Source organism: Candidatus Nitrosotalea sp. FS, from assembly GCF_011319475.1.
Classification (GTDB): Archaea; Thermoproteota; Nitrososphaeria; order Nitrososphaerales; family Nitrosopumilaceae; genus Nitrosotalea.
On sequence record NZ_RCMC01000100.1, the window covers coordinates 1 to 13,781 of the forward strand.

At 38.9% G+C, this 13,781-nt stretch carries 13 protein-coding genes and 2 pseudogenes; 8 read left to right on the forward strand and 7 right to left on the reverse strand.

The window, feature by feature from the left end:
* Window positions 1–101 precede the first annotated feature (101 nt).
* The gene (locus DYY66_RS03920) at window positions 102–932 is read right to left on the reverse strand and encodes an amino acid--tRNA ligase-related protein (protein WP_255496034.1); all 831 of its coding nucleotides are present in this window, start codon (window positions 930–932) and stop codon (window positions 102–104) included.
* Between the two features lie 11 nt (window positions 933–943).
* Entirely contained in the window at window positions 944–1,423 is a 480-nt protein-coding gene (locus DYY66_RS03925) for a transcription elongation factor NusA (protein WP_255496035.1), read from the reverse strand.
* 580 nt (window positions 1,424–2,003) lie between these two features.
* Between DYY66_RS03925 and DYY66_RS03930 the strand changes: the two genes are divergently transcribed.
* From DYY66_RS03930 to DYY66_RS14040, 4 genes and pseudogenes are all read left to right on the forward strand, one after another.
* Window positions 2,004–2,253, forward strand: a 250-nt coding sequence (locus DYY66_RS03930; protein ID WP_309223963.1) for an ATP-binding cassette domain-containing protein, incomplete at its 3' end; no start/stop codon positions are given.
* A gap of 1 nt (window position 2,254) precedes the next feature.
* A pseudogene (locus DYY66_RS15950) lies at window positions 2,255–2,415 on the forward strand (ABC transporter ATP-binding protein); the annotation flags it as partial.
* Window positions 2,416–2,520: 105 nt separating this feature from the next.
* A partial coding sequence (locus tag DYY66_RS14035) for an ATP-binding cassette domain-containing protein (protein WP_255496036.1) occupies window positions 2,521–2,968 on the forward strand: 448 nt, incomplete at its 3' end.
* 1 nt (window position 2,969) lies between these two features.
* Window positions 2,970–3,529: pseudogene (locus DYY66_RS14040) on the forward strand (oligopeptide/dipeptide ABC transporter ATP-binding protein); the annotation flags it as partial.
* Window positions 3,530–3,570: 41 nt separating this feature from the next.
* Here the strand turns inward: DYY66_RS14040 and DYY66_RS03940 are convergent.
* A complete protein-coding gene (locus DYY66_RS03940; RefSeq protein WP_166286386.1) occupies window positions 3,571–4,500 on the reverse strand; it encodes a hypothetical protein in 930 nt (309 codons plus the stop codon).
* 93 nt (window positions 4,501–4,593) lie between these two features.
* Between DYY66_RS03940 and DYY66_RS03945 the strand changes: the two genes are divergently transcribed.
* The 3 genes from DYY66_RS03945 to DYY66_RS15955 all read left to right on the forward strand — a co-directional run.
* A partial coding sequence (locus DYY66_RS03945) for a dipeptide/oligopeptide/nickel ABC transporter ATP-binding protein (protein WP_255496048.1) occupies window positions 4,594–5,283 on the forward strand: 690 nt, incomplete at its 3' end.
* Between the two features lie 86 nt (window positions 5,284–5,369).
* A partial coding sequence (locus tag DYY66_RS14045) for an oligopeptide/dipeptide ABC transporter ATP-binding protein (RefSeq protein WP_320412574.1) occupies window positions 5,370–5,583 on the forward strand: 214 nt, incomplete at its 3' end.
* Window positions 5,584–5,597: 14 nt separating this feature from the next.
* A complete protein-coding gene (locus DYY66_RS15955; protein WP_394352565.1) occupies window positions 5,598–5,840 on the forward strand; it encodes an oligopeptide/dipeptide ABC transporter ATP-binding protein in 243 nt (80 codons plus the stop codon).
* Here DYY66_RS15955 and DYY66_RS03950 read toward each other — a convergent pair.
* Together DYY66_RS03950 and DYY66_RS03955 are read right to left on the reverse strand one after the other, a co-directional pair.
* Window positions 5,837–9,361 (reverse strand): chromosome segregation SMC family protein, encoded by a 3,525-nt coding sequence (locus DYY66_RS03950; RefSeq protein WP_166286388.1) that lies wholly within the window; start codon window positions 9,359–9,361, stop codon window positions 5,837–5,839. The genes DYY66_RS15955 and DYY66_RS03950 overlap by 4 nt on opposite strands.
* Window positions 9,362–9,443: 82 nt before the next feature.
* Entirely contained in the window at window positions 9,444–10,511 is a 1,068-nt protein-coding gene (locus tag DYY66_RS03955) for an inositol-3-phosphate synthase (protein WP_166286390.1), read from the reverse strand.
* Between the two features lie 86 nt (window positions 10,512–10,597).
* Between DYY66_RS03955 and DYY66_RS03960 the strand changes: the two genes are divergently transcribed.
* Window positions 10,598–11,536 carry a deoxyhypusine synthase gene (locus DYY66_RS03960; protein ID WP_166286392.1) on the forward strand — a complete coding sequence of 313 codons (939 nt, stop codon included), beginning with the start codon at window positions 10,598–10,600 and terminating at the stop codon, window positions 11,534–11,536.
* 761 nt (window positions 11,537–12,297) lie between these two features.
* Here DYY66_RS03960 and DYY66_RS03970 read toward each other — a convergent pair.
* Window positions 12,298–13,458: a class I tRNA ligase family protein gene (locus DYY66_RS03970; protein WP_166286396.1), complete on the reverse strand. Its 1,161-nt coding sequence runs from the start codon at window positions 13,456–13,458 to the stop codon at window positions 12,298–12,300.
* Window positions 13,459–13,466: 8 nt separating this feature from the next.
* On the reverse strand, window positions 13,467–13,712 hold the full coding sequence (locus DYY66_RS03975; protein WP_166286398.1) for an Lrp/AsnC ligand binding domain-containing protein: 246 nt from the start codon (window positions 13,710–13,712) through the stop codon (window positions 13,467–13,469).
* Window positions 13,713–13,781: the final 69 nt, after the last annotated feature.

Below are 13,781 nucleotides of genomic sequence, written 5' to 3' on the forward strand. Positions count from 1 at the left end.
CCCCTAGTTTTCTCAAATGCGAATCAAGCAAGTCATCACCAAATACAAGCGGAAGGCCTTGTTTTCCAAGTTCCTCTATTGCCTGTTTGTATGTAACCCTGTCAAAAGGAGTCGTGGGTTTTTTGATTTCTATCCCCAAGTTCTTTTGTTCCTGGATACATGTCCTTTTCCACATGTTCAAAGACAGATACAACCAACTGTTCTAAAATCTCCATGACATCAGTGTAATCCATGAATGCAGCTTCAATGTCAACACTTGTAAATTCCGTCAAGTGTCGTACAGTGTGAGATTTTTCTGCCCTGTAAAATGATGAAATCTCAAATATTCTTTCAAGTCCAAGTGTCAATTGTTCCTTGTACAATTGTGGGCTCTGTGCAAGATATGCCTGCTTGTCAAAATATTTTAGAGAAAATAAATTTGCGCCGCCTTCACTTGCGCTGCCAATAATTTTCGGAGTATTTACCTCAAGAAATCCGTGTTCAGTCAACACCTTGCGTATGCAAAGAAGAACATTGTGTCGTATTTTAAAAATTGATGCAGTCTTTTGATTTCGAAGATCAAGTGCCCTTGCGTTTAGTCTGTTATCGATTCCACTTTCCAGTCTACCCAATGGGTCTATTGGTAACGGATGAACTGCTCGCGACAAGATCTCAACTTTTTCAGCTTTTATCTCATATGCAAAGTCTCGTGCTTTAGATTCTTGAACTGCACCTGTTATCAGAACAACACTTTGTCTTGTAAGATCCTTTACCTGTTGCAAATTTTCAGGACCTGCAACTACAATCTGTGACACTCCTGTTACATCTCGCAAAGTAAGAAATGTGAGTTTTCCCAGTTCTCGCAGGTCTTCGACCCATCCACCAACCACAACTTTTTGTCCTTTCATTGAAGGACCAAGTGCGCCAATATCATGAGTTTTTTTTATGTCCATTAGATTTTTCCTTACTTTCTTTCAAATTCCACTACTAGATCTATCTTTCGAAGATCGTGTGCTATTGCAACAACCTTGTCTACATCTATTGGAAAACGAGGTGTTTTTCTTCCAGATACGATAACCTTAGTTTTTTGCATGCCTCCTGGAGCCCAGACTTGATTTATTCCAAGTATCTTGATTGGAAAAAATACATCTTCGATGAGCTTCTTGTCATCAGAGTCTTGGTGTACGAGCCAAATCTTTCCATCAAACTCTCCCTGCAGTATTCGGTATAGTTCCCGGCTTTGCCTAATTGTCATAATATCCTGACTGCCAAGATACAGGACATAGTCTCCATGGGACTGGCGGCACGAATTTAGCGTAAATTTATCTATTTGAGGTATTTTTTGGGAAAGTTTTACCAGTTTTATTGATGCAGCCACATCTGCCTTGGTTAGTTTTCCTTGGTCTAGTTTTGATTCACATTGAGGGCAGAGTATACCATTCATAGCATCAAAGTTGCAAATTGGCGTCCTCAAGGAAATCGATTTTTTGCTTGCAAAAACTAGCAGATAAACCATGCGAAAATAGGTTGAATCACATACAACATTTGGCTTCTCGCCAATTCAACTTGTGATTTCTTGCAATGTCACGCGCATATTCTCTTGCTTGTTCTAAGTCATTAACACGATGCCATTGAGTTGTTTTTGCCTTTGGATGTCTGAGATGACGTCTAACATGTTCGCATAATTCTGTATGTATTTTCACTTCGGTGGCATGGGATAGATCTTCCATGATGTATAAAACCATCAAACCCGATATCTCGTTTTGAATACAAAAGCCTGTAGTAGAAAGGAATAGAATAATTTAACAACCAATTTCAAAAGTCCGTTTTACCTTTTAATTTACTAGTGTCCAAAGATAGCGATCAACATTTGATATAGCCATGTACACAAATGCCAAACAAGATCGCTGGTTCAAAACTCAAATGTACTACCAGTCCATAGAATATTAGTGGTTGCCATATCTGTAAATGATCTAGTTGTCCAGTACCAAAGTCAGGGGACAAAGGTACAGGCAGTAGATCACGTGTCATTTTCATGCAAAGATGGTGAGTCAATAGGAATTGCAGGTGAGAGCGGTTGCGGCAAGAGCACATTAGGTCTTGCAATCATGAAAACCCTTCAAGAAAATGCAAGTGTTTCAGGCAAGATCCTTTTGGACGGAATATCCATATTGTCAATGTCAGAGACTGAATTTACAAAAGACATCAGGTGGAAAAAGATATCAATGGTATTTCAGGGAGCAATGAATTCACTTGACCCAGTATTTACCATAANTGAGATCTTCTTGGATGGAATATCCATACTGTCAATGTCAAATGCTGGATTTACAAAAGATATCAGGTGGAAGAAGGTGTCAATGGTATTCCAGGGAGCAATGAATTCCCTCGACCCCGTATTTACCATAAAAAAACAGTTCGAGGAGATACTAAAAAAACNCGAGATCCTTTTGGACGGAATACCTACACTGTCAATGTCAGATGCTGGATTTACAAAAGATATCAGGNCAAAACTCAAATGTACTACCAGCCCATAGGATATTCATGGCTGCCATATCTGTAAATGATCTAGTTGTCCTGTACCAAAGTCAGGGGACAGTTGTACATGCGGTGGATCACGTATCATTCACATGCAAAGATGGTGAATCAATAGGAATTGTAGGCGAGAGCGGTTGCGGCAAGAGCACATTAGGTCTTGCAATCATGAAAACCCTTCAAGAAAATGCAAGTGTTTCAGGCAAGATCCTTTTGGACGGAATATCCATATTGTCAATGTCAGAGACTGAATTTACAAAAGACATCAGGTGGAAAAAGATATCAATGGTATTTCAGGGAGCAATGAATTCACTTGACCCAGTATTTACCATAAAAAAACAATTCGAAGAAATACTAAAAAAACACAATTTTAGTGGAGACCACAAACAGGCAATTGAGCAGGCCGTATCATCAGTTGGACTGGAACACTCTATTTTAGACAAGTATCCACATGAGANAACAGACAATTGAGCAGTCCATATCATCAGTCGGGCTGGAACACTCTATTTTAGACAAGTACCCACATGAGATTAGTGGCGGGATGAAACAAAGAGTCATCATTGCCATGGCCCTCATCTTAAAGCCAGGCATGGTCATTGCCGACGAGCCCACTACAGCACTTGACGTCTTGGTTCAAGCACAGATAATGATTCTATTAAAGAAACTCAAAAAAGATGGACTGTCAATCATGTTGATTTCACATGATCTAGGAATAATATCAGAGGTTGCAGAAAAAGTTGGAATCATGTATGCAGGACAGATTGTGGAGTTTGGCAACATGGATGACATTTACAAAAATCCAAAGCACCCGTATACGATTGCACTGCTGGATTCAATACCAAAACTAAACGAGACAAAAAAGATAATCCCCTTGAAAGGCAATCCGCCAAGTCTAGTGAACCCTCCAACAGGATGTCGATTCTATGACAGATGTTCCAAGGCCATGGAAAAATGTAAAGCCGAGCCACCAAAAATCAATACCAAATCAGGATTTGTCATGTGTTGGTTACACGAATAAACTAGTTTGTGTATTTTTTATAAAAACAGTTTTACAGGATTTTACTTGATTCCTGCGCCGTTATAGTACGAGTTGTACACTCTTAATGCATTGTCCATGGAAACTTGTTGTGCTTGTGCAAGCATTGCATTTCTGTCTGCACCGTTTTCATCAGTTGATGTGCTAGTCAAACCATAGTAGTTTGATTGCAACATTGCAAGGTGTCTTTCGTGGATCTGGTTGAATATCAGTACTGCTCTCTCTAATGCATATGCTTCTGATGGAGTCAAGTTTCTACCTGGGTGAGTCTGTTCATTTGTTACAGAATTTGGTTTGTATGTAAACTGTGTTGGGTCTACATATTGGCTCAAGTCTACATATACTTGGTCAATAGTGGCAAGCTTACTGACTAGTGCTGCTGCCTGGGCTTCATCAGTACCCATATTCTTGGTAATCATAGTTTGTCTATCATAAGTTGCGGTAGAATCAGTTGTTGGACCTTGTTCAAAGCCTGCATAATTTTGTTGAATCTTGACTAGTTGGTCTACAATACCTTGTGCATCGGCAAGTGATGAGGCGCGTGCTTCATCAATCATGGCATTTCTGTCTCTGCCTTGTGTATCAGTTGCAGTATTGTTGAGTCCCTTGTAGTCATTTGACTGCAAGTCAACTAATTGTTGAACGTGTATAGTATCAAATTGTGCAATTGCGTTTTGGATTGAAACTTGTGCTTGTGCATCAATGTTTCTGCCTCTGCTGGTTTCATCAGTGCTAGTACTTGTAAGACCAGACCAGTTTCTCTTGGATTGATCCAAGTCTGCAAACTGGTAGTAGCTCATGTATTTTGCCATGGCCTTTTGCTCTGCTGCTTGTTGTCTAGCAGCAATATCTGACCAAGGATCATCTGCAAATACGGCATGGTTAAGATAGACTGAACCTGCACTAAACAAAAGTCCTGCGATCATTGAAAATGCTACTAACTGAGACTTCACGATTTTCTCTCAGATATCAGCCTTTTAAAACTTTGCGCTGATCAGGTTCTAGCCTACTGATCGCTTGATATATTTGGATCATACCAAGAAATGATGGAAGAGATTCTTGCAGTCAGAGACCTGAAGAAATACTTTGTTAAAAACGGTCTAACTGGAACTGACAAGGAGACCACAAAAATAGCAGACGGAATTTCATTTTCAATCAAGAATGCCGAGACATTTGTGCTGGCAGGAGAATCAGGATCAGGCAAGACCACAATTGCACGCGTTATACTGCGAGCCTTGGAACCAGATTCTGGAACCATCATCTTTGATGGACAAGAGATAACAAATCAACAAGGCCGTCTAAAGAAGATAAGACTAGGATGCCAAATGGTTCACCAAGACCCTTATGCATCAATCAATCCAAGGATGACCATTTTAGACATAGTAAAGGAGCCTCTTGAAATTCATAAAATTGGAAACAAGGAAGAACGAAATCGTATTGCACTACATGCACTCAGCCAGGTAAAATTAGAACCAGTTGGCGATATCATATCAAAATATCCTCACATGTTATCAGGAGGACAAAGACAGAGAGTTGCAATTGCTCGTGCAATTGTGACAAATCCAAAACTTGTCATAGCAGATGAGCCTGTTTCCATGCTTGACGTATCAGTAAGAATTGGAATATTGGAACTGATAAAAGAGTTACAAGAAAAACACGGAATATCTTTTTTGTACATAACACATGACCTGTCCACTGCAAGCTATATTGGACACACAATTGCAATCTTGTACCGTNGTTGCAAGAAAAACATGGGATATCTTTTCTTTACATCACACATGACTTGTCCACGGCAAGCTACATTGGTCATACAATTGCAATCTTGTACCGTGGAAAGATTGTAGAGACTGGGCCAATCAACGAAATATTATCAAGCCCACGTCACCCATACACTCAGGCACTTTTGGATTCAATCTCAAACCCCGACCCAGAGAATTTACACAGAGACCACAAGATACGCATTAACGAATCATCAAGAACGCAAGAGCATCAAGGTTGTAGATTCATGGCAAGATGTCCTTATGCAATAGAGAAATNACCAATCAATGAAATTCTATCAAATCCACGTCACCCATACACCCAGGCACTTTTGGATTCAATCTCAAACCCCGACCCAGAGAATTTACACAGAGACCACAAGATACGCATTAACGAATCATCTGGAACACAAGAGCATCTAGGTTGCAGATTCATGCCAAGATGTCCTTATGCAATAGAAAAATGCAAACAGGAACCAGAATTAGAAAAAATTTCAGAGACGCGACAGGTTGCGTGTTTTGTAAAAATTAACTAGTTTGCAACTTCAGGCACATTAGAAATTCTGTGCGACACAACTTGTGAAACACCATTTCGTGGAAACACACCGTAGATCAGAGTTGCCTTTTTGACTACAGAGTCTTTTAGTGAAACCATTATCATTTGACTGCCCTTTGCCCTGTCTTCAAGTATGGTAGAAAGTCTTTCAGTGTTTAATGCATCAAGGTGTGCATCGACTTCATCAAGCAGATAAAATGGAGACGGTTTTAGTTTTTGTAGTGCTAGCAAAAATGTAATTGCTGCAAGTGTCTTTTCACCACCACTGATTGATGTTGATTCTCTTTTTGGTTTGTTTGGAAATTGTACAAGGTATGATATTCCAGATGAGAAGATATCATCCTCGTTTTGAATTTCAAGCCATGCATTTCCTCCAGTCATCTTGCTAAATATTTCGCGTATATCCTTGTCCACTTTGTCATATGATTCCAAGAAGGTCTGGCGTTTACCCTTGTCAATCTCTTCGATGAATTTCACAATAGAGTTTCTCTCTTCTTCAAGCTCATTCTTTCTTGAGGACATGGAACGATACCCATTTGAGATTTCAATATACATCTCAGGAGCCCTTGTGTTTATAGAACCTGCCAGCTTTCGTTTCTCAGATTCCATCTCAACTAGAATCTGGTCTACATCAAATGATTCCAGTAATGTGTTATACCCGTATGATTCCAATGTTTTTTTGATTCGTTCTTCATTTTCTGCCAAGTCACGAACATCGCGCGCTATTGAATCAGATTGTCTTTCCATTCCGTTTACTTCTTTGCTCAATGTCCTCTCTGAGTCATACAGACCTTTTAGTTTGGAATCATATTCTTTTAGTGTAGATACCGATGTTCCAGATGTAGCAATGAGTTGTTGTTCTTTTTCTCTCAAGGTTACAAGTATGGTATCCACGTTTTCTTTCTCTTTTCCAAGTGCACGTGATTGAACTTCAATATCGTATTTTTCATGGTTCAGCGAAGATTGTTCTTGTGACAAGAGTCTGACATTTGCCTTGAGTGAGTTCTCTTCATTGCCAAGGCCAGTCAAGTTTCCGGTCAATTCTCTAAACTGGGTAGATATTGAACTATGGGAGCCTAGCAGACTTGAACGCTTTTCATTCAATGATGACAGCAAGCTTGCCACTCGTGCCTGACCCTCGTCGGCATAATTCTCCCTAGTAAGAGAGATACGTTCATCCAAAGATGATTCATAGGACTGTAATTTTGAGATGTTGACCATGATGCTCTCTTCCCTTCTTCGCAATTGCGATATTCTTGAGGTAAGTTGATCTTCGGACAGGTTCAAGCTCTTCAGTTTTGCCTTGATGTCTGAAAGACTAAGGCCTACATTTGCAAAACCAGTCTCAGATGAGTTGTATCTGTTTTCAAGGCTGTCGGTAATTCTTTCAAGTTTTTTGAGTTGACTCTTTTTATTTTGGATAAATCTTCGCAAGAGTTCAAGGGATTGTACAAGTCCATCTACTGATGTGCTTAGCAAGATGATTTTGGTTAGGTGAGAAACCTTGGAATTTACATCAACTACTACAGCGTTGGCATCAGCTTCGAAGAATTGCCCGTCAATTGTAACTGCCTTGTAACCCTTTTTGGACAACTCGTATGCTTTTTCCTTTGATTCAACAAGAACAATGTTTCCAAAAATGAAATTTTTGAGTGATTCGAATTTTTCATCACATCTTACAAATTCAGACAAGATTCCAAGAACACCAGATTCCTTGTTTACAGATATCTTTGAGTTTGATATTGCATCTAGCGGAATAATTCTTATCTTTGGCAATTTCTTTTCTTGTGCAAACTCTGCCAGCCCAAGCAATGTAGCAAAGTCATTTACAACCAGACCTTTTAGCCAGTCAGAACCAACTGCAAGTAATGGTCTTTCATACTGCTTGTCCCATGTTAAAAGTTCAAAGACAAGACCTTGGATTCCAAGTCTCTTGGAATCTTCTTTTAGTTTTGCAATGGAATAGTCTTCGTGCATTACTTCTTTTACAACTTTGATCTTGGCTTCATATTGAGCGGCAGCCTTGCTTGCTTTTTCAAATATTATCGTGGTCTCTTCAATATCTTTTTCAATCTTGACGCGTCTTTCACGCATGTTTCCAAGCCTTGATTTTAAGTCGTTAATTGCCGCTTCATGTCCTGCCCTTACCTGTCTTAGCTTTCTCTCAAGGCCCAACAGGTTTTCCTTCTCATCAAGTATTGACTTTACCCTTGATGAGTTTTGTTCAATCTTATTTTGAATGTCAGCACGTTCTTGTTCAAACTTTGACAGTGAAAGTTTTGTTTCGTTTAATTGATCTGTGAGTTTTCTAACAGTTTCATCCACTCTGAGTTTGTTTGTGGCAATCTGTGATTGTTGTTTTAGCACCTGACCGATTTCAGAATCAACAGATGCAAGTTCAGCATTTGCGTTCTTTCTGGTTTCATTAATGGTATCAATAGAAGTTTTCAATTCTGTAATTTGGTTTTCCAACAAGGCACGTTTTTCACCTAGTGCTACAAGTTCGGATTGGATTTCCGGAAGTCTTGAATCTATTTGGGATAATCTTCTTGCATTGGTTGCAAGTTTACTGTTTGCAGATTCAAACTGGTGCATTGCTTGTGCAAGCTCAGAGTCAATTGCAGCCTTTGCCTGGTTGTACACATTAACTTCATCCATGAATTTTTGTTTCTCTTCTTCAAGTTTTTTTATTTCATCGCGTAAACCGGCACGCTGTTCATCAAGTTTTTTAGTTTCAGACTGGATTGCATTTAGGTTTCGCTCTTTTGATATTTTTGTAGACTCGATGTCACGTAGTTTGTTTGAGGATTGGATTGCATACAGTCGCTTTAGTTCTTTATCTAAAATATCAAATCTAAGCTGATTATTTCTTTCAAGTTCAAGCTCATCAATGCGTTTTTTTATTTCATCCATTCTGGCAAGTGCAATCTCTAACCGTCTGTCTGCCTCGTCGAGTTGCTTTAGGGACTCGACCTTTTTTTCGTCAAAGTATGCAAGACCGATGATATCTTCAATTATCTTTCGTCTTTCTTCTGCATTGAATTCAGAGATTCTTGTGATAGTTCCCTGCTGGACGATGTTGAGCTTGTGAATGCCACAGTTTGCCACCTCTAGTATATCCAAAACATGGTTTCTGAGGACCTTTTTTTGGTTTAAATAGTAAATATTCTCGCCGTTTTCATCCATTTCCCTCGTAATTGTCACAGTATTCGAGTCTACTGGGATCTTTCGGTCAGAGTTGTCAAAATGACAGCTTACACGGGCAATTTTTGCCCCATGCTTTGCGTTATCTACATCGTGTAATAATGAACGAAGCTTGTCCACTCTCATTACCTTTGGAGAGTTTTCACCAAGTGAAAATGAGATGGCATCAAGTATGTTACTTTTTCCAGATCCATTTGCACCAGAGATTGCGACTAGTCCTTGCTCAAAGTTTACTATGGTATTTTTGTACCCAAATGACTTGAACCCAAATATCTCCAGTTTTCGTATATGGACCAATGTATCCGATAACGTTCGAGTCGAAATAACCGATTATTGACAAGTTTACTTGAGCTGCTGAATAAAAATTATAATGTGAGATCTAACTGTCGCGCTTGCCTTCTACAAATTCGCCAAATGCCTTCTTTGCCTCAGCATATGGCATCTGTATAGGAGGATGTTTGAAGCAGTAAGATGAGATGCTAGTCATTGGTCCATACAGTTTTCTATCAAGTGCAATCTTTAATCCTCGTATTGCATCGATCATTATTCCTGCACTGTTGTATGCATCAATTACTTTGAGTTTAAGATCTAACTTGACTGGAATCTTGCCAAAGTATTTTCCTTCCAAGTTTATGTAACAGATCTTTTCATTATCAATAAAGTCAACATAATCACTAGGACCAATTCTCATCGGGATATCATAATCTGCCATTGCCTTGACCGCACTTGTCTTGCTGATTCTCTTGTCTTCTAGTCTTTCTTCGTCAAGCATGTTGAAAAAGTCCATGTCGCCACCAATGTTTAGTTGGTATGTTCCGTCAATCTGTACGCCTCTGTCTACAAATAGTTTAACAAGTGTCTTGTGAACAACTGTAGCCCCAAGCTGACTCATTACATCATCACCTGCAAGTGGAATCTTTTTGTCAGCAAATGCTTGTTGCCATTTTGGCTCTGATGCGATAAATACTGGAATTGCATTGAGAAATCCTATTCCTGCCTCAAGTGCCTGGCTTGCATAATGTTTTACAGCATTTGTACTTCCTACAGGCAGATAGTTTACGAGCATCTCCGCGCCTGTATCCTGGAGAACCTTTTTGACATTAACATCAGGTTCCTTAGAAACGGTCACAATTCGGCTCAAGTGTCTACCTATGCCGTCCATAGTAGGACCTTTTTGCACCGTCACGCCCATCTTAGGCACCTCTGCCACAGTAATGGTATTGTTGGGTCTTGCATAGATTGCTTCAGAGACATCTTTACCTACTTTGGTATCTGCAACATCAAATGCTGCCACTACTTCAATGTCTCCTGGTTCGTACCCTCCAATGTTGTATGCCGTTAGACCGATAGTATCATGAGTATTTTGTGTATAGTATTTTCCACCTTGAATAATTGCAGAAGCACAGTTACCAACGCCAGCTATTGCAATCTTTATTTTCTTACCCAACTTCGATAGCTACCAAATAATCCATTATATTAATTACTTGTGATCTAGAACAGAGGATTTTATAGCCCAAAGTCAAATTGTGCCTTATGATAAAACCTGGTAAACCAGTCAAGGATATTTCTATCAAAAAAGGAGATACTATCGATTCCATATTTGATCAAATGTCAAAGTCAGGTGGATTTGAATCAAAAAATCTTGTTGATGGTCTTAACATTCTAACTTCGATGATAGAAGACAAGAGTTGCTTAAAGTTCATGTCATTTGTTGGTGCAGTTGTATCAACAGGCCTTAGGGGTGTGATAACTGACATGGTGAAAAATAAAATGTGCGATGTGATAATAACTACTTGCGGTGCCTTGGATCATGACATTGCAAGACACTATTCCAATTATTTAGAAGGATCATTTACAATGGATGATGGCGAACTCATGGAGAAAGAGATACACAGATTAGGAAATGTCCTAGTTCCAATGAAAAGCTACGGCCCACTGATTGAAGAAAAAATGCAGTGTTTTCTTCAGAAAGCATACAAGGATGGAAAAAAAGAAATGTCAACTCATGATGTGACAAAAATGATTGGAGAAAACTTGGGTGAAGACTCGTTTCTCTACTGGGCAAACAAGAACAAGATACCAGTGATCGTTCCAGGAATAATGGATGGTGCTGTAGGAAGTCAAATCTGGATGTTTTCTCAAAGTCACAACGATTTTAGATTAAATGTTGCATCAGACGGAGATTTATTATCAGGATTAATCTTCAAGGCAAAAAAATCAGGAGCACTGATGATAGGTGGAGGAATATCAAAACACCACACATTGTGGTGGAACCAGTACAGAGACGGCCTAGATTATGCTGTATACATTACAACTGCGCAAGAATTTGACGGTAGCCTTAGTGGTGCACTTGTTAGAGAGGCAATATCATGGGGAAAAGTCACAAAGAATGCCAAACAGACTACAATCCATGCAGAAGCAACAACAATTCTACCGTTTATCTACTCGGCTCTACTTGCCAAGCTCAAATAGTAAAGACTGTCTTTGAATAGACTTGCCCAAACCCCAACTTTGAATAAAATTCCAAGAGATTATCTTTGCCATATGTTTCCAGCATTAAGAATTCTAGGTTTTTCGAATTAACTTCACTTGATGCAAAATCAATCAGCNACCATATGTTTCCAACATTAAAAATTCCAAGTTTTTCGAATCGACTTCACTTGATGCAAAATCAATCAGCGATGCAGCTGTTCCACGATTTCGTTTGTTTGGTACAGTGCCAAGACAGTACAGTCCTAGAATAGAGTCTTTTTCATACAAAGCCATGCAAGAGCTGCCTGATTCGTCCACAAAATAGCCTACAGATTGCAATGATTGCTCCAAAATAGAAGTTACGGATTCAGACCACGTTGGACAGTCATATGCTTCACAGAAGATTCTTGCCCAGACATCAATAGAATCAGGTGTGATTTTGACAGCACTTGTTTCTTTGGAAGGCATGGTTCTTCTTTTTAGGACATGCTGTATATCATAATAAGAGAATCCCTTTTTTCCAAGCAGATTATCAAATTCAGAATAACTCGCTGAATATACATAGGGTACCAAGTTATTTTTCTTAAAATGTTCCATTGCCTTGTCAACCATTTCTTTACTCACACATGTAACACCTGTTAGTTTATTGAAAAAAACATCATCTGAAAATTTCGGATTTGAATATAGTGTACCACAGTCAAATTTTGTTTTACTGCTCCATATTCCGGTAAAGCCCATGTCATTTGATTCAATTTTTGATATCATGTGTGAATTCCAAGTATTTTGCATATACGATTAAAATCAATTTTGCTCAAGCTCTTTCCGTTTTTTACCTCAGTACATATTTTTTCTATTTTTGCAAGAGCAGATGGAGAGTCAAGATCGTCATCTAATGATTCCATGAAACTATGAGCAAGAATGGAGATATCCTCATGTGTCGTATCAGAAACGCGAGATGCAGTCAGACGAATCAAATCAAGCAAGGGTTTTTGTGACAAAAGATCTTTTTCAGAAAAATTCATGTCATCACGATAATGCTTTGAAAAGATATACAGTCGAATTAGATCAGAACTGTATTTTTTTATTAGATCCTTTACCCAGACAACATTTCCCAAAGATTTTGACATCTTTTCCCCATCCGAGAAAACAAGGCCTACATGAACCCATGCCCGTACTGGTTCTTCAGAGCCGGTCAAGAGTTCATACTGCGCAAGATGTGCTTCATGGTGAGGGTAAAGAAGTTCTCTTGCACCACCATGGATGTCATAGTTTTTGCCAAAATTTTCTACCGCAACCGCAGTATCTTGCATGTGCCACCACGGAATTCCCTTTCCAAGATCACTTTCCCATGAAAAGTCAAAGTCATCAGTACAGTTCCAGAGCATGACATCTTCCTGGTTTTTCTTGCCAGGTCCAATGTCTAACCTATGCATATTTAGCTGGGCTCTGGTCTGTTTTGAAATTTGCCCATAGTTATGAACTCTGGAAACATCAAGGTAGACATTCCCATGTGCTGTATACGCAACTTTTTTTTCTATCAATTTTTGTACTTGTTTTTCAATGCTTGAGACATAGTCTGATACATATGCAAGTCTGGTGATGCTCTCTATTCCAAGTGATTGTAAATCAACTACAAATGCAGATGTATAGAATTTTGCCACATCTTTGTAAGTTGTTAAATTTTCCTTTGCCTTGTTAAACACGTTCTGATTGATGTCAGTCAGGTTCACAAGAACGTCAGTCTGTAGCCCTTTATCATTCAGATACCTTGAGAGAAGGTCATATGTCAAAAATATTCTTGCGTGTCCTAAATGAGTATAATCGTATACCGTAGGACCACAGATGAATATTTTTACAAGATTTTCATTAAACGGAACAAAGTCTTGTTTAGATGAAGAAAAAGAATTAAAAAGTTTGAGCATTTTTTGACTTAACGTCCACCTTGTGAAAGGATTGGAGTTAATGTCACAGTAGAACGAACTTTTGGAAGTCGTCTTATCTTGTGTGTGATTACAGATTCTAGTGCAGCACCTGAATCAGCGTGAAGTTTTACAAAGATATCATAGATGCCATATGTACCCCGCACTTCTTTTACTTCAGAAATTTTTGCAAGTTCGTTGATTATCTCTACTTCTGAACCTAGATCACAGTTAATGAGTATGTAGAGTGTTTCCATAAGTAAAATACTGATTTAGCCACATAAAACGATATCCATATTTAAAAAGCCGTATTCAATATTCACATC

Excerpts from the sequence above, each read along its gene's own strand:
- DYY66_RS03920 (WP_255496034.1), bottom strand. The coding sequence starts at position 932 with ATGGACATAAAAAAAACTCATGATATTGGCGCACTTGGTCCTTCAATG.
- DYY66_RS03925 (WP_255496035.1), bottom strand. The coding sequence starts at position 1,423 with ATGAATGGTATACTCTGCCCTCAATGTGAATCAAAACTAGACCAAGGA.
- DYY66_RS03960 (WP_166286392.1), top strand. The coding sequence starts at position 10,598 with ATGATAAAACCTGGTAAACCAGTCAAGGATATTTCTATCAAAAAAGGA.
- DYY66_RS03970 (WP_166286396.1), bottom strand. The coding sequence starts at position 13,458 with ATGCTCAAACTTTTTAATTCTTTTTCTTCATCTAAACAAGACTTTGTT.
- DYY66_RS03975 (WP_166286398.1), bottom strand. The coding sequence starts at position 13,712 with ATGGAAACACTCTACATACTCATTAACTGTGATCTAGGTTCAGAAGTA.